Genomic DNA, 18,634 nt, shown 5'->3' with positions numbered 1-18,634 from the left:
TACTTTTTTCAATGGGATTGTTACAGTGGTGAGAAAACAATTTAATTGGTTGCGAAAAGCTTTATGAAAGGGAGATTTAAAAAAAAGAGCCGATAGGAATCGACTCTTTAAAACTGAATATTTTTTACCAAGTATAGCGAACGGACAAACTGCCATCGATGAAATTGCCTCTATAATGCTGCAAATAGAAATACGGAATCAAATCTAAGCCTATGGTCAGCGGGGCATCCCGGAACTTGTATTCCAAGCCTCCTATTCCTACCAAACCGATGGCTGCAAAGGACCTCCCGTCCCAATAAGCCGCACATTTTGGGTTTCGGGGGTCATTGCAAGAGCCTTTATAACCATCATAGTAATCTCTGCCATCAAAGAAACCCACTCTTGCTCCAAAGCCATAGACCCAACTCAGTTCAGAAACTTCCAATGCGCCTTTCTTGTGCCATTCGTAAATTCCTGTGAGAGAAGTTCCTCTCCATCTGCTTGCTCCCAAAATCACTTCAATCGCAGCTTTATTATTTACAAAATGCTTAAAAGTAACCCCAGAAGTATATCCTCCTCTTACCCCGATCGCTGTAGTATAGCCCGAGGGACCTGCTGGCAATTCAAAACGCTCTGCAAGGACGATTTCACTGGAAGGTAAATAACTTTCATCCCTTTGAAATCCCTCTTTGAATTGCCAAGGCTGAACAGAATTGTCTTCTTTGGTCACCTTTTGATAGTCGTAATTACAATCTTCAGTCAATTTTTCAGAAACTGTTTGGGCTAGGTTTTCTCCAAAAAGTAGAAAAAGCACTGCACCACTGAGAAGTATTTTTTTCATAGCGTGGATGATTTAAATGATTAATAATAGTTGGATTTTTCTAAACTAGATCCGTCCTAATCATTCTATGTGCAAGGAATATACCGATTTTTAAAAGGATCTTTTGGTTTATATTTTTCTGGAGCTTTTCTATATCTAAATCAAAACATCTGAATAAAAAAAGCCCTCCGAAACTAATCAGGGGGCTCGTCTAAAGTACATTAATAATAAATTTGCTTTCTCCTGTCAAGGATACTTAATGACCTTGGTTCTCATTGCCGCTTTTCGAGATAATCTTAGACCTTTGGCAATTCCCATCCATTGTGATAATGGGCCTTCATCAAGTCATTGGCATCTGAATCTGTAAATTGATTTTTACCAGCATCCCAATACACCTTTTTACCTGTTTTGTAGGCTATATTTCCCATTTGGGCATTGATGGCAGCTACAGAACCGGTTTGGATACCGCACTTCAATTTGCTGACATCGTTTTCCTGAATGGACTCTACAAAGTTAACTGCGTGCAGATCCAAGGCACTCGGTCCTTCCGGACGGGTATGAGGCACCTCCTCTACTTTAGGCTGACGCTGACCGTCTACGGTCTCTGTCTCTGGAATGACCTTCCAACCTCCACGATTTACTACCAGAGTGGCATTGTTTCCTATGAAAGCAATCCCCTCTGTTGATCCATAATTCCCTCCATCTATTCCGGTCGCATGCTCCCAAAGCATATTGAATCCATCGTATTCGTACACCGTCTGAAGGGTATCCGGAGTCTCCGAAGCATCGTCCGGGTAGGCGAATTTACCACCTGAGGCCATCACAGACTTCGGAGCACTTGCTCCCATGGCGTAAAGTGCAATATCAATCTCATGAACTCCCCAATCCGTCATCAAACCCCCTGCATAATCCCAAAACCATCGGAAGTTAAAGTGAAAACGATTAGGGTTAAACTCCCGCTTTGGGGCAGGTCCTAGCCACATGTCGTAATCTACACCTGTTGGGGCGGGACCATTGGGTAATACTGGAACAGGCTTCATCCAACCCTGATAGGCCCAACATTTAACCAGTCGAATTTGACCTAGTTTTCCAGACTTCACATAATTGATTGCTTCATCGTATTGGGAGCCCGAACGCTGCCACTGCCCTACTTGTACTATTTTTCCATAGCGCTCTTGGGCCTTGACCATGAGTTGGCACTCTTCGATGGTATTAGCAATGGGCTTTTCAACATAAACATGCTTTCCAGCAGAAACTGCATCGACCATATTGAGGCAATGCCAATGATCAGGAGTACCTACGATGACGACATCGATATCCTTGTCCTCCAGCATTTTGCGATAATCTTTGTATTGCTTGGGACGGCTTCCCCGAAGGTTGAATACATCCTCTGTCCGCTGATCCAAAACCGCCTGATCCACATCAGCCAAGGCAACACAATTGACATTTGGCATTTTGAGATGGGCATTCATATTGGACCATCCCATCCCTTTACAGCCGATAACCCCGTAGTTGAGTTGATCAGAAGGTTTTACTTTTCGGGTAAATGCTCCAAAATCAGCAGCAGTAAGTACTGTAGGCATGCTCAGTCCCGCACCGAGCAGCATGGTATTTTGTAGAAATTTTCTTCGAGATGACATAGGTTTTATGGGTTATAGGTTAGTGGAAAATTTACGATTTCAGATTTACGAGTTGGTGAATGGCAACCATCCTTCTCACTTACTCAATTCGACCTTTTTCGGGTCAATTTTAATAAGGTATCCGAGGCTGATTTAAATATCGTAAATCGTCATTCGTAACTCGTAAATCACAAAGGTCTTACCCAGATATTTCTGAATCTGACCGGATTTCCATGATCCTGAAGTTTGATCGGAAGCTCCTCGGCATGTGCTTTATAATTTGGAATGCCGATGTACTCAGTAGGTCCTCTTAGAATGACATTGTTTTGTACTACTATACCATTAATCAAGACTGTGACAGTTGCCGGTGAGGTAAGCAAGCCGTTTTTATCAAATCTCGGTGCTTTGAAAATGATATCGTAGTAATTCCACTCTCCAGGGGCTCGAAGTGGATTAACCAAAGGTGGGTATTGCTTGTAGATGGAACCTGCTTGACCATTAGTGTAGGTTTTACTTTCGTAGCTGTCCAAGATCTGCACCTCATACATCCCCATCAAAAAGAATCCCGAGTTGCCTCTTCCTTGACCCTCTCCTTTGATTTCTGTAGGGGCGGACCATTCGACATGATATTGAGCATCACCAAAAGGCAATTTGGACTGAATATCTCCCTTTCCGGCAGTCACAACCAACTCTCCATTTTCGATTTGCCACTCAGCAGGGCTAGATCCGTCTTTAGAAGACACAAAATTATTCAAACTACTACCATCGAAGAGTACAATCGCATCTGATGGAGCTTGATGATTTTGAGCTCCGGGAGTTATTTTGGGAGGCACAGGTGTGTAAAATTCAGTGGCCTGTGGAGGCAATGGTGGAGGAGTCTGCTCTTGAGCGCAGGCCAAGAAAGAAACAGCGCTGACAAGGAAAAGGGTTAAAATGGGTTTTTGAATCATTTTCATACCATAAATTTTTAGGATTGAGAATTTAAAGCAATAAATTAAACCCAAAAGTCCTCAATCAAAAAACCATTGATGGATTTTTAATTGTATAAGCCTTAGTCTTTCCTAAATTTCCAAAAATTTCAATCTATGAAAAAACAATACCTATTACTCTTATTAGCCTGGATTACCGCATTTCCCGCATTCTCACAGGTCGACTATTATTTTCCCGGAGAAAGCTTTGACCCAGCTATCCCCTCACCTGATGATTTCTTGGGTTACCCTGTGGGAGATTGGCATACGCGATACGATTTGATCGTCAAATATTACGAAAAGCTGGATGAGGTCTCTCCGCTCGCTCAATTGCAAACCATAGGGTATACGCATGAGCATCGCCCTAAGGTCATCCTAACCATTGCCTCCACCCAAAATATGGGAAACCTAGAGTCTATCCGTCAAAAGCAGGTTCAGCTTGCGGATCCTTCACAATCAAAGCCTGATGTGAGTCAAATGCCGGCGATTGTTCATCTGGGATATGGAGTACATGGAAATGAACCTTCCTCAGCCGAAGCGGCGCTTTTGACCGCGTACTGGCTGCTCGCCTCCCAATCAGAATTGGCACAAAATCTTCGAGAACAAGCTGTGGTGCATTTTGATCCTACGCTTAATCCTGACGGTCGGGACAGACATAGTCTATGGGCAAATTCCAATAAAGGATTCCCTCCTGTGGCTGATCCCCTTGATAGAGAACACAATGAGGCTTGGCCAGGTGGAAGAACCAACCACTATTGGTTTGATTTAAATCGAGATTGGCTTCCTTTGGCCCATCCCGAATCTCAGGTGAAAGTCGACTGGTATCATCAATGGTATCCCAATGTGACGACTGATTTTCACGAAATGGGCACCAATAGCACCTATTTCTTTGAACCTACCAAACCCTATGGTTCGGAAAACCCTGTGGTTCCCAGAAAAAATTATGATGAAATCAACCCGCTTTTTGCCAAATATTTTGCCAAATACATGGATGAAATTGGCAGTCTATATTGGACCAAAGAGGTCTTTGATAACAGCTACCCAGGCTATGGATCTACCTATCCGGATATCCACGGCGGCTTAGGACTCGTGTTCGAAACAGCGAGTAGCCGAGGGCATTTGCAAGCCAGTCAGCGGGGAGACATATCCTTTGCCTTTACTATCCGAAATCACGTGGTTAATTCCCTCGCGACTCTTGAAGCCTCTCTGGATAATCGGGAATTTATGCACGATTACCTTCGTGAATTTTTCGAATCTGCAGTGGCTGAGGGTGCAAAGGATCCCGCAAAAAATTACGTTTTTGGAGATGAATTTGATCAAAGCAGAAACCGCCTTTTCATTCAATTTCTTCTTGATCATAGAATCAAAGTTTATGAAAACTCATCTGATTTGACCCTAAATGGTCAAAATTTCAAAAAAGGAAATTCTTGGGTAGTCCCTACCAATCAGCCCCAATACCGCATGGTCCGCACCATGTTTGAATACGAGAAGGAATTTGCAGATTCTGTCTTTTACGATGCCTCTGCTTGGACCATGGCGGCTGCTTATGGGATACCTTTTAGTGCAGCTCCCGCAGCAAAAACCGGGGCAGTACTTTCAGAAGTAAGTGCCCCTGACTATGAATTTCCTTCGGGAAAAGCTTATGCTTACTTAATGGATTGGTCGGATTATTTTGCCCCCAAAATGCTCTATCAGCTTCAGGAAGCTGGAATTCATGTGGAAATGATCAACAGAGCCTTTAGCGCTCAAACCCAAGAAGGGGCGACTGATTTCTCCGCCGGCACCTTGATGATCCCAATGGGTTTTCAAAAAATGAGCGCAGATCAAGTCAGTCAAAAATTACAGGAAATCGCTTCAGCAACCCATCAGCAAGTTTTCAAAGTAGAAACAGGGCTAAACCTCAGTGGAATAGACTTGGGATCTAATCTCGTGGGAGCAGTTCAAAAACCTAAAGTCATTATGCTTGTAGGTCCTGGAGTTTCCTCCTATGAAGCGGGAGAGATTTGGCATCTGATGGACACCAAAATAGGTATGCCCATTACCAAAGTGAATACGGATAATTTCGGAAGAGTAAACCTCTTTGACTACACTACGCTCATTCTTCCTTCAGGAAATTATAACAGCATCTCAGGAGGAGCGTTGGAGCATTTGAAAGACTGGGTCAGTCGCGGAGGAACCATCATCTCTTTTAAGAATGCAAGCCTTTGGCTTAATCAAAAGGGAATAACCGATGAATCACTTGTAGAGTCTGAGAACAATGATCCTGAGACCCTACCCTTTGCCGTTCGTCGAGATTTCGAAGGGGCTAAAGAAGTTGGAGGGAGTATTTATCTGGCGCAGTTGGATCTTAGCCATCCTATTGCTTATGGTTATCAGCGAGAAACTCTCCCAGTGTACCGAAACACTTCCATATTTGTACAGCCTAGCAAAAACAAATACTTAACGCCTATTCGCTATACGGAAAATCCGCATTTGGGAGGGTATATCTCGAATGCCAACTTGGAATTATTGAAGCAAAGTGCTGGTGTTTTGATTTCCTCCAGTGGCAGAGGCCGAGTCATTCACTTCTTTGACAGTCCTAATTTTAGAGGAACTTGGTTTGGTACCAACAAACTCTTTTTCAATGCTATTTTCTTTGGGAACAGCATGAACTAAGTTTAAAAATTGAAAAAGAGGCTGCTTTGAATTAAGGTAGCCTCTTTTTTTATGAGATCATTTCCTCAAGAATCCCCGACCCTCGACTGATTAACTTCCAACTATCGAATTCAAAAGAAATAATACCCAAATTTCCGGGATGCATATTGAGGTAATTACTTTCAGACAGAAGAGATAGCAACAGGCTGATGGTGGGATTATGACCTACGATCAAACAACTGTTCACCTCATCTGAAAGCGTTTCGAGTAAAGCAATAAGATCCGCGAGATCTCCCGAGTAGATTCTATCACTGTTTTTTCTTTCTACTATTTTTACTTGGCTTTCAAATATTTCCGCGGTTTCTAAAGTCCTCTTTGCCGAGGAGCAAAACATAAAATCGATGGATTCTTGCGTTTTTCTTAGGGTTTTGGCAACATTTAGTACGGAAGATTTTCCTCTAGAAGTCAAACTCCTATTAAAATCCGTATCTTCCCCAAAACCTGCCTCTCCATGTCGTAAGAGAAATAACTTCTTCATTTGTAGCTGGTTTAATTTCAAAGTAAAGTGCAAATAGGAGGCCAATATAACCTCTTTCAAATACATCCATTGAAGCAATTATTTGGAGGTGAAAACAATGCCCTCTATTTTTAGCTTCTCAAAACGAGCCCCGAGCTCATCAACTCTTGCTTTTTATGTCAAAAAATCTAGTTATAGTCGAGTCACCAGCCAAAGCCAAAACCATAGAAGGATATTTGGGTAAAGATTTTAAAGTGGCCTCCAGTTATGGTCATGTGCGGGACTTGCCTAAAGGCGATAAAGCCATTGATATCAAAAACCGTTTTAAGCCAACCTACGAAGTCACAGCTGATAAAAAAGAGGTCATCAAAAACCTCAAAAATCTAGTCAAGGATGCCGAAACCATCTATCTGGCGAGTGATGATGACCGCGAGGGAGAAGCCATTTCTTGGCATCTCAAAGAGGTTCTCAACCTTAAGGACGAAAACACCAAGAGGATAGTCTTCCGTGAAATCACCAAAAATGCAATCACCAAAGCAATTGAAAACCCTCGAGGAATTGATTATGATTTAGTAAATGCCCAACAGGCGAGACGAATCTTAGACCGACTAGTGGGTTTTGAGCTCTCTCCCGTACTCTGGAAAAAAATCAAAACGGGACTTTCAGCAGGCCGGGTACAATCCGTTGCCGTGCGTCTCATCGTAGAGCGGGAACGTGAAATCGAAGCGCACAAAGCGAAGTCATCTTTCCGAATTACAGCACAATTTGAGACAGATGGAAAAAGCTTTCAAGCCGAACTTCCAAAAAAATTCGCCACCAAAGAAGAAGCAGAGGCATTTTTGAAAGATTGTCTCCAGGCAGACTTCTCTGTTGGCAACCTAGAGAAAAAACCGGCTAAAAAGTCTCCGGCAGCACCCTTCACCACTTCTACCCTGCAGCAAGAGGCAAGTAGAAAGTTGTATTTTTCTGTAGCCCAAACCATGTCTGTGGCCCAAAAGCTCTATGAAGCGGGTAAAATCACCTACATGCGTACCGATAGTGTCAACTTATCAGATGATGCCATGAAATCGGCAGAGGATGCGATCAAGCAGGACTTTGGCAACCAATACCATAAAGCACGGAAATTCAGCACCAAATCTGAAAGCGCCCAAGAAGCTCACGAAGCCATTCGACCTACTGATTTTTCACAAGCAGAAGCCGGAAGTGACCGAAACGAACAGCGACTTTATGAATTGATTTGGAAACGTGCCATCGCTTCACAAATGGCCGATGCCCAACTAGAAAAAACAAATATCACCATCACTATTTCCAACTCTGAGTTGACGCTTTCTGCCCATGGTGAAGTGATTACCTTTGACGGTTTCCTAAAGGTTTATCTGGAGAGTACCGATGATGAAAATGAAGAGGAAGACAGCACCAATAAATCTCTCCTCCCTCCCATGGAAATTGGTCAAGCCCTCAAGCTATTGGAAATGAAAGGACGAGAATCATTCACCCGTCCCGCTCCGAGATATACAGAAGCCTCTTTGGTAAAAAAACTGGAGGAATTAGGCATAGGGCGACCATCTACCTACGCACCGACTATCTCTACTATTCAGAAGAGAGATTATGTAGTGAAAGAAAATAGAGACGGAACACCGAGAAATTATCAGGAGATGATTATCTCCGAAGGTAAATTCAAAGAAAGCACCAAGACAGAGAATACCGGAGCGGAAAAACAAAAGCTTTTCCCCACCAATATCGCGATGGTGGTGAATGATTTTCTTGTGGAGCATTTTCCAAATGTCATCGACGTGAATTTCACTGCCAAAGTCGAGAAAGAATTTGATGACATAGCCTCAGGAGGTCAGGTTTGGCAGGACATGATTGATGCTTTTTATGGGAAATTCCATAACAGTGTAGAGGATACCGAGCAGATTTCCCGACAGGATGTCAATACTAGTAGATTCTTGGGCGATCATCCTCAAAGCGGTAAACCGATCATTGCCAGATTAGGTAAATTTGGGCCCTTGGTTCAAATCGGTGAAGCAGAGGACGAGGAAAAGCAGTTTGCAAGTTTGAAGAAAGGTCAGTTCATCGAAAACATCAGTCTTGAAGATGCCCTTGAATTATTCAAGCTGCCTCGTGATGTGGGAATGTTTGAGGACAAAAAGATGGTAGCAGCCATAGGAAGATTTGGTCCGTATATTCGACATGATGGCAATTTCTTCTCATTGAAAAAAGAGCAAGACCCGCTCAGCATCGAGGAGGAAGAGGCTATTCAACTGATCAAGGACAAGAGGGAAGCAGATGCCAAAAAGCATATCAAAAGCTTTGAAGAAAACCCTGAAATTCAAATCTTAAACGGAAGATGGGGCCCTTACATAAAGTTTGGCAAAAACAACTTTAAGATCCCTAAAGACAAGGAAGCGGAGGAATTGACTTATGAGGAAACTATCGAAATCATAGAAAATCAACCCGAGCCTAAGAAAAAAGGCGGGAGATATTCCAAAAAGAAATAAAACTAAAGCCGGTCCTTGACTGGCTTTTTTTATTTTTAATCAGTGGAAAATTAAAAATCAGATGCGTAAAAAACTCGTTGTTTTATCCGGAGCAGGAATCTCCGCCGAAAGCGGGATCAATACTTTCAGAGATAGTAATGGATTATGGGAAAACCATGACATCATGGAAGTAGCAAGCCCTGAGGGATGGGAAAGAAACAAGGAATTGGTCTTGAACTTCTACAATCAGCGCAGAAAGCAGGAAAGAGAATGTCAACCCAATGAAGCGCATAAAATTCTGGCTGAACTGGAGGAGCACTTTGATGTTCAGATCATCACTCAAAATATAGACAGCCTTCACGAGCGTGCTGGATCATCAGCTATCCTGCATCTGCATGGAGAAATCAATAAAGCTCAAAGCTCTCTCGACCCCGAGTTAGTCTATGAAATGGACCATTGGGAGATCAAAAAAGGCGATAAGTGTGAAAAAGGAAGCCAACTCAGACCCCATGTGGTATGGTTTGGTGAGCCTGTACCCAAAATGCTAGACGCTGTAGAAATCACTCAGCAGGCTGATATTTTCCTAGTCATTGGCACATCTCTTCAAGTCTATCCTGCAGCAAGCTTGCTCGATTATGTGGGTGAGAATTGTCCCATTTACCTCATCGACCCTAAACAGCCCGAGTACAAACTCCCCAAGAAAGTCATATCCATACAGGAAAATGCAACTGTAGGGATGAAAAAAGTCAAAGATCTGCTTATTCACAGGCAATAAGTCGATTGATTTGGCTAAAAAAGATAAATTGTATTTTCTTTAGAAAATCATCTTATGAAGCCAAAGGTAGCGGTCATCGGTGCAGGTCCTTCTGGAATCACTGCACTCAAGAATTTGTTGGACCAAGGAATCAACGCCATCGCACTGGACATCAATCAAGATGTCGGAGGCAATTGGATTTATTCGGAGGACAGCAGTCATTCGAGTGTGTTTGAAACCACACATATCATCTCATCCAAAACCCTTTCGCAATACGAGGATTTTACTTTTGATGAATTTGACCCGGAAGTAGCTGACTACCCCTCGCATGATGAATTGAGAAGGTATTTTCAGGCCTATGCTGCAAAATTTAATTTATACCCCTTCATTCGCTTTGGGACGCTGGTAAAAAAGTGTGAATGGATAGACCAAGAAACTTGGAAAATCACCACTGAAAAAGCAGGTGAAGTTCAAGAAGAAATTTTCACGCACCTGGTCGTAGCTAATGGTCACCACTGGAAACCCAGATACCCCTCCTACCCCGGTACTTTTACAGGAGAATTCATTCACTCTCACGAATATAAAAAAGCAGCTCCCTTTGCAGATAAGCGTGTTTTAGTCATAGGAGGAGGCAATTCAGCCTGTGATGTGGCCGTGGAAACAAGTCGTGTTTCAAAAAAAACAGCCATCAGTTGGCGTCGAGGTTACCGCATCGTTCCCAAATTCCTCTTCGGTAAACCATCAGATACAGTCGCCGAAAAAAGTAAATGGATTCCTCCTAAGATTAGAATGGCTTTAAATGCGATTCTTCTTCGGATCATTGTCGGGAAAAATGAGGAATATGGATTGAGACCTGCTACCGAATCCTTCCAAGCTACCCATCCTACTGTCAATGATGAACTACTCCATAAAATCAGGCATGGAAAAGTAAAACCTCGATTGGATATCAAAGAATTCGATGGTAAAAATGTGGTTTTCGAAGACGGTAAAGTAGAGGAATATGACAGTATCGTAGCCTGTACAGGCTATTGGCTAAGTCATCCCTTTTTTGATGCTGACTTTATCGACTACAGCGAAGGTCCGGTCCCACTATACCTGAAAATGTTTCACCCTAGCTATCAAAACCTGTATTTCATTGGGATGTTTCAACCATTGGGCTGCATTTGGCCTGGTGCTGAATTACAAAGCAAACTGATGGCACAGGAGCTCATTGGTCGCTGGAAGAGACCAAAAAATATAAATGAACTTTCTGAAAAAGAGGTAAAAAATCCACATCACAAACAAATCAACACACCAAGACATACGATTACGGTAGATTATCATCAGTTTGTCAAAGATTTAAAAAAGCAGCTTCCGAGGGATTATGTTTCCAAAAGTCCTTCAAGGGCTCCTTTTTTTCATTCTTCCTCAAAAAGTGAACAATGAAGCTCACGTTCAAGCTCATACTTGTCATTTTTGCTATACTCTTCCTTTTTTTTCTAGGATATGAATGGTGGAGAAGTTATCCTAAACTAATACTTCCTGTACCCATGGAAGCAAAAAGTCAAGCGGAAAAAATCGACTCAATCCTAATCAGCACCCTCAATCAATATCAGCTTTCGGGATTATCTGTTGGTCTAGTCAAGAACTCCGAAGTCAACTATATTCATTCTATTGGATATGCTTTTTTAGAGAAAAAAGACAGTTTAACCGCTAAAAGCGGTATCAATATCGCTTCTCTTTCCAAAATTTTCACTGCTTTGCTAATTGCCCGTCAATTCTCAGAGCGAGGAATCACACTCAGCAACAGCCTGAATGAATTAAGTCCTGATTTGGTAAGGAAGTACCCAAGACTGGATAAACTCACTTTAAGAGAATTATTGAGTCATCAATCTGGCTTAAGGGACAGAAAGAGCATAGCGTCTTTTCTTAATTTGAACAAAAAGAGTGATTTGAAGACCTATGTAGAAAAGGAATTATCAAGGAAAAAGGTGTACAGCGATAGCAAAGACAAGACCTACGCTGACCTTAACTTTGAACTACTCGGATATCTCCTTGAAGAAGTAAGCGGAAGGCCATTTGATGAATTGATGAATGATTTTTTAAGCAATGAATTGGGTATGATGCAGAGTTATTTTTTAAAATCTGAAAAAGATACTCTCCCTCCTATTCAGGGTTACCAAAAAACCTGGATATGGAAACGATTTAAAGAAAATTCCTTTAGATCGCCCGTCACCCCCTATCCTTCCTCGGGAATGATCTCCACTGCCGAAGATCTGACAAAGGCCTTGATTCAACTCAGCCGTGGAAGTTTGGGAAGACTTCAGCCAGAATTAGAATGGTTAAATAATCTCAACAATAATGAAATTGCAGGTTTTCAATTGATTCCATTGGAAGAGAAGGTTTACCTAGGTCATTTTGGGGCTCAAAATGGCTTTAGCGCTTTACTCGTAGTAGATCCCGAAAATGGGGAGGGCTTGGTCATACTATCCAATACCCGAGATGAGCGTGAATTTAGAATTACCCTTGCAAAACAGCTGATTCCTTTTCTCAAGAAAAAGCATTAAGGAGCCAACAAACAAAATCATATCCTGATGAAACTCGCCTTTCCCCACTTACTTGTCATCTTGCTTGCCTTCATTTTTGTGTCTTGGCTGGCTACTTTTGTGGTTCCCTCCGGTAATTTTAAGCGTGGTGAAGACCAACTAAGCGGCAGAGAAGTGGTTTTGCCGGGCAGCTTTGAAACCCAAGAAAAGATCCATTTGGGCATTGATGAAATGTTTATCGCAATTCCCGAGGGAATTATTCTAGGCAGTGAAATTTTAGTTTTGATTCTGTTGATTGGTGGGGCCTTTTATGTAGTCGAAAAAACAGGGGCACTTCAAGTGGGAGTAGAGGCACTTATTACCAAATTCCGAGGCAATACTTTTCTTCTTTTGATCTTCCTTTCTCTTGCTTTCTCCTTTGCAGGGGCTACGATTGCCATGCAGGAGGAAATCATAGCAATGACTCCGATTTTACTTTTATTGTCTAAAAAACTCCAATACGATATTAAATCCATCGTGGGCTTGACTTTGGGCTCATCACTTCTAGGCGCTGCCTTCTCCCCCATCAATCCCTTCAATGGACTATTGGGACAGAAACTAGCTCAACTCGATGTCGCCGAAGGTTTGCTTTACCGGATGGTATTTTTTGGAATAGCGCTGGCAATCTGGACATTTTTGATGATCAGAAAAGGCAGAAGTAATGTCAAAGTACAAGAAGAATTAAGCTTTGAGCCTTCTTCTATAGGCTGGAGAAACGGCCTGATTCTCCTTTTATCAATGGGGGGAATTATTGTCATGGGATGGGGAATCACGCAATACGATTGGGGCTATAATGAGATGTCTGCGCTGTTTTTTGTCATTGGAATTTCCTGCGGCTTGATTGGAAAACTGGGAATCAACGGTACTGCAAGAACCTACTCCGCGGGATTTGGAGAACTTATTCTTCCCGGAGTCATCGTGGGCTTGGCTCGGTCCGTCTATCTGGTATTAGAAAAAGGGCAGATTATCGATTCAATCATTTATGCCTTGTTTTCTCCTTTAGAAAACCTTCCCAGTCAAATTGCGGTGGCAGGGTTATTTGTCAGTCAATGTCTCATTCATATACCCGTACCCAGTACTTCAGGACAAAATGTATTGACCATTCCACTTGCCGTTCCCTTGATGGATTTGTTGGGGATCTCCAGACAGCTTGCCGTCTTGGCCACGCAATATGCTTCTAATCTGATGGATATGCTAAGTCCTACCAATGCCGGAATGATGGCTATCATTGCTGCAGTCGGGGTGCAATACAACGATTGGATAAAATTTATTTTCAAAACTTGGCTTGTACTAATAGGAATCAGTTTGATATCCCTTTTTATCGCCTTAATTTGGTTCGCATAAATCAAAATAACCTATTGAATCATGCACATCAATGATCACAACCCACTTCCACCCTATCAAGCTGCTTCGGATCGCTATGATCAGATGAAATACCGCTACTGCGGAAATAGCGGATTACAACTCCCTGAAATCAGCCTAGGCCTATGGCATAATTTCGGTCATAATGCAGACTTTACCTTAGGAAGAAAAATACTTAGAAGAGCTTTTGATTTAGGGATTTGTCATTTTGACTTAGCCAATAACTACGGACCTCCTTTTGGTTCTGCTGAGGAAAATTTTGGAAGAATTTTACAAAAAGACTTTAAAACTTACCGGGACGAACTCCTGATATCTTCCAAAGCCGGATGGGACATGTGGCCTGGCCCTTATGGAAATTTTGGCTCCAGAAAATACATCATCGCCAGTTGCGACCAGAGTCTTAAGCGGATGGGATTGGACTATGTAGACGTTTTCTATCACCACAGACCCGATCCCAATACCCCTATTGAGGAAAGTATGGGAGCTCTCGATCAGCTCGTCCGACAGGGAAAAGCCCTCTATGTGGGCATTTCGCAGTACAATGCAGAGGATACTGCAAAGGCCTATCAAATTCTCAAAGAAATGGGAACTCCCTTGCTCATTCATCAGCCTCGCTACAGCATGCTAGACCGATGGGTAGAAGATGGTTTATTGGATGTATTGGGTGATAAAGGCATTGGAAGTATCGCCTTCTCTCCACTAGAGCAAGGTATGCTGACCAATAAATACCTGGGAGGAATCCCTGAGGATTCACGCGCTGCAAAGGACGGACGCTACCTTAAACCAGAGCAAATCAACGAAGACAAACTCGCCATGATTAAGGCACTGAATGATATCGCAATCAAACGGGGACAAACCCTCGCTCAGATGGCTATCGCCTGGCTTCTCAAAGATCCTAGGATAACCTCAGTTTTGGTCGGAGTGTCCAAGCCCGAGCAGCTGGATGATAATGTCAACGCAGTAAAAAACACTCAGTTTTCTTCGGAAGAACTGAAAGCTATCCAATCTATCATTGGTGCCTAAGCTACCCATACAAGCACGAAGTGCCTTGATTTTGATCGTTATTGCTCAATTTCTAGGTACTTCGCTTTGGTTTGCCGGAAATGCTGCTATCCCTCAGATCAGTCAATTTCTGGGGGCCACGGACCTGACAGCATGGATTACATCTGCTGTACAATTAGGTTTTATTTCAGGCACTTTAATCTTTGCTGTTTTTTCCATCCCTGACCGCTATTCTCCAGGCTTTGTTTTTTTGATCAGTGCTTTGATAGCAGCTGTTTTTAATTTTTTGATCACACTGATTCCACTGACCTTGGGTTCTGTTTTATTTCTTCGCTTTGCTGTAGGGTTTTTCTTGGCAGGAATCTACCCGGTAGGAATGAAAATAGCCTCAGATTATTTCGAAAAGGGACTAGGGGCTGCTTTAGGCTTTTTGGTCGGAGCACTGGTTCTGGGCACAGCTTTTCCTCATCTTATTCGAGCATTGGAGCTAGATTTTGACTGGCGAATGATCTTTTGGATCACTTCCATTTTAGCTGCTTTAGGCGGACTTCTAGTTGGATTTTTTGTGCCAGATGGACCTTTTCGCAGAAAAAACCCAAAATTTGATTGGACTTTATTACCCCAACTTAGCAAAATCCCAGACTTGAAAAGTGCTGCTTCGGGCTACTTTGGACACATGTGGGAACTCTATACCTTTTGGGCCTTTACACCGGCTTTACTTTGGTTTTTGTTGGGATTTGATTTTGCCAGTTTCGAAAATGGGATCTTCTCTTTTCTGATTATTGGTATAGGAGGGCTTTCTTGCGCCTTGGGAGGCATCATCGCCAATAAAAAAGGCAGTCAAAAAGTAGCTTTATTCTCATTGATCGGAAGTGGCATTTGCTGCCTATTGACGGTAATAAGTCCTTCCTTTCCCAGTGGCTTTGCTTTATTCTTTTTGTTGATATGGGGAATGCTCGTGACAGCAGATTCACCACAATTTTCCACCTTGGTGGCACAAGCTACTCCACCAATTTACAGGGGTACAGCACTTACCCTAGTCAATTGCCTTGGTTTTGGCCTGACCATTCTATCCATACAATTTGGACAGTGGCTGATGGGGTATTTACCTACTCATCTAGCCATGAGTACACTTTCTATTGGACCTATAATCGGATTATTACTTTTTAGATATTTCAAAAAAGAAAAGGAGGCCTTGTCTCGAGACCTCCTTGGGTAGTAACAAACCGGACTACACTTACGCCTAACGTACTACATTTTCTAGTGTTGCTAGATAAACCCATTTTTGGTCTCTAGAGTTTAATCCTTCATTAACTCTTTTTCGCTGCTCCTCCGTTTGCTCTATATCTTCATAGGCTTGAGCATTGAAAAACTGCATGTAATCCTTATACATATTCAGTGTCAAATGGGTGGATTTGGCCTCGGAGCCTAGTGGAAGTGCCGTTCTCAGAAAACTCCAATGCCCCATGAGTCCTTTTTCAATATTCCGCTGATGAATAGGCTTAAACACTTCCATCTCAGCTCTTTCATAGGCATCAAATTTACCTTCGTTTGCCTTCATCAGGTCAAAGGAAGCTAAAACTCCCGGCTTCATTTGAAAATTATCACTGGTAGTGACTATTTCCTTCATATAAAGCCGCATCGGCATATCCCGCATAGCCAAGGCCTCTTGAAAGAGCTTCTCCACTTGGGATTCATTCAGATGTGGATAGGCTATTTTAGTATATTCTTGCATCTTTTGATCATCGAGGCCACTCATCATTTTTACAGGATCGTCATAGTGCGTCACCATGATGTATTGAAAAGATCCCTGATCTGCTCCCGATTGAAGCGACCAAAAATCCCAACCAACGATTTGATCATCATTACGTGCTTGTCTGTATACCTTTTCCATCAATTCTTTAAACTCGATATAATCAAATAGCTGATCATTTTCAACTTTGATAAATTCGAATACCATATACCGTGTTTGCTGGGCACTGAGGACAGTGGACCAAAGCAACCCGCAAACCAAGAAAAACAAGATTTTTTTCATGACAAAATGAGGTTAAGGGTTATTGTGCATTTGGTATAATTTAAAAATTTATTCTGTATAAATGCAAATTTTTAGAATAAAATTTTTATAATAGCTACTTAAACCTAAATAAACATAATTTAAAAATTCTACACCAAAAATGTAAAATCTATAAGTCAAGTCAAAAAAACTTGGTATTTTACTAATCAAAATGAATAAAATATGAATGGATTATCAAGAAGATCATGGATCAAAAGAGCGAGTTTAGGAAGTGGCATGGCACTCGTGGGAGCTCATCTAAGCCATTCCTTGACTGCTGAGGAAATCAAAAAATTCAATCCCCGCCCCTTAGAAGGACCTATCCGCCTGGGTTCAAATGAAAATCCCTTTGGCCCATCTGCAAAAATGCGCGAAGCTATGGTCAATAATTTTGACCTAGGCTGTAGGTACCCTTGGAGCTACAATGCAGGCTTGGTGAAAATGCTCGCTGAAAAAGAGGGTGTCCCAGAAGATCACATCGTATTGGTGGCTGGCTCCACAGAAGGACTAAAAGTGGCCGGCATTACCTTTGGTCAAGGTGGCGAAATCATCAGCTGTGCACCTACATTTCTGTCAATGATGGACTATGCAGCGCTCTGGGGAACAGATATTAATTGGGTACCATTGAATAAAGATTTGGACTTTGATCTCGAAGAAATCGAAAAAAGAGTCTCCTTCGAAACCCGGCTCGTCTTCCTTTGTAATCCTAACAATCCTACGGGAAAGCTCCTTCCGGCTCAAAAAGTCATGGACTTCTGCGAATCCGTAAGCAAAAAAACAGTGGTATTCAGTGATGAAGCCTACTATGACTACATCACAGAGCCCAATTATCCCTCCATGGTTGAGCTAGTCAAAAAAGGAATGGATGTGATAGTCTCACGGACTTTTTCCAAAGCATACGGCTTAGCAGGAATACGATTGGGATACCTGATAGCCAAACCTGACTTGGCTAAAAAACTAAGAGAACGTGTAGTCGCCAATACCAATATCATGGCCATAGAGGCTGGAAAAGCGGCACTTATGGATAAGGAGTTTTATGATTTTTCAATAGAAAAAACGGTAGAAGCTAGAAATTCCATCATACAAACCTTAGATGAATTGAAACTCCCCTACTTGGATTCACATGCCAATTTTGTCTTTTTCCAATCGGGAAAGGATATAGTGGAACTGAACAAAACCTTCGCAGATAAAAACATCATCATTGGCAGACCTTTTCCTCCACTCAACGACTGGTGTAGAATCTCCACAGGTACGCCGGAGGAAGTAGCCCTTTTCAACCAAACCTTGAAAGAAGTATTGGGCTAATGGAGCTAGAACCTCTAATATTAGAAAACCAATCCATCCTGCTTCGTCCGATGATGAAGCAGGATTTTTCATTACTGATGAAACTCACAGGTGACCCTCTTCTCTGGGAGTATTTTACTCATGACCTTAGCCAACTAGAAGAATTTGGAAAGTGGGCTGAACCAGGTTTTACTGGAGAAAGGGTTCAATTCACAGTGGTAGATAAAGCTAGTCAAGAGTTGATTGGCTCGACTGCATTTGGCAATTTCTCGGCTAGAGACCAAAGGATAGAAATAGGCTGGACTTGGATTGGAAAAAATTTTCAGGGTAAAGGTTATAATCAACAAATGAAATTTTTGATGTTGGAATATGCTTTCGAGAAAATGGAACTGATGCGCGTAGAAATCAAAACAGATATCCTCAATATACCCGCAAGGAAAGCCCTTATGAGAATGGGCATCCAAGAAGAAGGAGTCTTGCGCAGTCATACCTTACTTTGTACTGGAAGACGTAGAGATACTATTTATTACAGTGTACTTGCTGATGAATGGCCTTCACTCAAACGAAATTGGAAAAAAAATGACCTCAAGTAGAGGTC

15 protein-coding genes are annotated in these 18,634 nt (G+C 42.2%); 10 read left to right on the top strand and 5 right to left on the bottom strand.

All coding sequences use genetic code 11. From position 1 onward, the window contains the following. Window positions 1–124: 124 nt before the first annotated feature. The 3 genes from BLQ57_RS13010 to BLQ57_RS13000 all read right to left on the bottom strand — a co-directional run bounded on the left by BLQ57_RS13010 (window position 125) and on the right by BLQ57_RS13000 (window position 3,368). Window positions 125–820 carry a hypothetical protein gene (locus tag BLQ57_RS13010; protein WP_087939943.1) on the bottom strand — a complete coding sequence of 232 codons (696 nt, stop codon included), beginning with the start codon at window positions 818–820 and terminating at the stop codon, window positions 125–127. Window positions 821–1,095: 275 nt separating this feature from the next. Then, the gene (locus tag BLQ57_RS13005; protein WP_087939942.1) at window positions 1,096–2,439 is read right to left on the bottom strand and encodes a Gfo/Idh/MocA family protein; all 1,344 of its coding nucleotides are present in this window, start codon (window positions 2,437–2,439) and stop codon (window positions 1,096–1,098) included. A 167-nt stretch (window positions 2,440–2,606) separates the two neighbouring features. After that, the gene (locus BLQ57_RS13000; protein WP_394331269.1) at window positions 2,607–3,368 is read right to left on the bottom strand and encodes a 3-keto-disaccharide hydrolase; all 762 of its coding nucleotides are present in this window, start codon (window positions 3,366–3,368) and stop codon (window positions 2,607–2,609) included. A 135-nt stretch (window positions 3,369–3,503) separates the two neighbouring features. Between BLQ57_RS13000 and BLQ57_RS12995 the strand changes: the two genes are divergently transcribed. Then, on the top strand, window positions 3,504–6,041 hold the full coding sequence (locus BLQ57_RS12995) for a M14 metallopeptidase family protein (protein ID WP_087939940.1): 2,538 nt from the start codon (window positions 3,504–3,506) through the stop codon (window positions 6,039–6,041). A 49-nt stretch (window positions 6,042–6,090) separates the two neighbouring features. Here BLQ57_RS12995 and BLQ57_RS12990 read toward each other — a convergent pair whose 3' ends face one another. Further along, a complete protein-coding gene (locus BLQ57_RS12990; protein ID WP_169712754.1) occupies window positions 6,091–6,558 on the bottom strand; it encodes a SixA phosphatase family protein in 468 nt (155 codons plus the stop codon). Between the two features lie 155 nt (window positions 6,559–6,713). Here BLQ57_RS12990 and topA point away from each other — a divergent pair, with 155 nt between their 5' ends. The 7 genes from topA to BLQ57_RS12955 all read left to right on the top strand — a co-directional run bounded on the left by topA (window position 6,714) and on the right by BLQ57_RS12955 (window position 15,918). Beyond that, window positions 6,714–9,038 carry a type I DNA topoisomerase gene (gene topA / locus BLQ57_RS12985; protein ID WP_087939938.1) on the top strand — a complete coding sequence of 775 codons (2,325 nt, stop codon included), beginning with the start codon at window positions 6,714–6,716 and terminating at the stop codon, window positions 9,036–9,038. Window positions 9,039–9,099: 61 nt separating this feature from the next. Next, window positions 9,100–9,792 carry an SIR2 family NAD-dependent protein deacylase gene (locus tag BLQ57_RS12980; protein WP_087939937.1) on the top strand — a complete coding sequence of 231 codons (693 nt, stop codon included), beginning with the start codon at window positions 9,100–9,102 and terminating at the stop codon, window positions 9,790–9,792. A 54-nt stretch (window positions 9,793–9,846) separates the two neighbouring features. After that, window positions 9,847–11,196 carry a flavin-containing monooxygenase gene (locus tag BLQ57_RS12975; RefSeq protein WP_087939936.1) on the top strand — a complete coding sequence of 450 codons (1,350 nt, stop codon included), beginning with the start codon at window positions 9,847–9,849 and terminating at the stop codon, window positions 11,194–11,196. Beyond that, window positions 11,193–12,317 (top strand): serine hydrolase domain-containing protein, encoded by a 1,125-nt coding sequence (locus tag BLQ57_RS12970; RefSeq protein WP_087939935.1) that lies wholly within the window; start codon window positions 11,193–11,195, stop codon window positions 12,315–12,317. The genes BLQ57_RS12975 and BLQ57_RS12970 overlap by 4 nt, the downstream gene beginning before the upstream one ends. 27 nt (window positions 12,318–12,344) lie before the next feature. Continuing rightward, window positions 12,345–13,679: a YfcC family protein gene (locus BLQ57_RS12965; protein ID WP_087939934.1), complete on the top strand. Its 1,335-nt coding sequence runs from the start codon at window positions 12,345–12,347 to the stop codon at window positions 13,677–13,679. A 21-nt stretch (window positions 13,680–13,700) separates the two neighbouring features. Next, a complete protein-coding gene (gene mgrA, locus BLQ57_RS12960) occupies window positions 13,701–14,720 on the top strand; it encodes an L-glyceraldehyde 3-phosphate reductase (protein WP_087939933.1) in 1,020 nt (339 codons plus the stop codon). Continuing rightward, a complete protein-coding gene (locus BLQ57_RS12955; RefSeq protein WP_087939932.1) occupies window positions 14,713–15,918 on the top strand; it encodes an MFS transporter in 1,206 nt (401 codons plus the stop codon). The genes mgrA and BLQ57_RS12955 overlap by 8 nt, the downstream gene beginning before the upstream one ends. A 24-nt stretch (window positions 15,919–15,942) precedes the next feature. Here BLQ57_RS12955 and BLQ57_RS12950 read toward each other — a convergent pair whose 3' ends face one another. Then, window positions 15,943–16,734 carry a hypothetical protein gene (locus BLQ57_RS12950; RefSeq protein WP_087939931.1) on the bottom strand — a complete coding sequence of 264 codons (792 nt, stop codon included), beginning with the start codon at window positions 16,732–16,734 and terminating at the stop codon, window positions 15,943–15,945. A gap of 201 nt (window positions 16,735–16,935) precedes the next feature. Here BLQ57_RS12950 and BLQ57_RS12945 point away from each other — a divergent pair, with 201 nt between their 5' ends. After that, window positions 16,936–18,057, top strand: a complete 1,122-nt coding sequence (locus tag BLQ57_RS12945; RefSeq protein WP_087939930.1) for a pyridoxal phosphate-dependent aminotransferase — start codon at window positions 16,936–16,938, stop codon at window positions 18,055–18,057. Then, window positions 18,057–18,629, top strand: a complete 573-nt coding sequence (locus BLQ57_RS12940) for a GNAT family N-acetyltransferase (RefSeq protein WP_087939929.1) — start codon at window positions 18,057–18,059, stop codon at window positions 18,627–18,629. Before BLQ57_RS12945 ends, BLQ57_RS12940 begins: the two co-directional genes overlap by 1 nt. The last annotated feature ends 5 nt before the right edge of the window (window positions 18,630–18,634 follow it).

This window comes from Algoriphagus faecimaris (genome assembly GCF_900101705.1).
GTDB classification, from domain to species: Bacteria; Bacteroidota; Bacteroidia; order Cytophagales; family Cyclobacteriaceae; genus Algoriphagus; species Algoriphagus faecimaris.
This window is presented reverse-complemented; position numbering and strand designations above follow the sequence as displayed.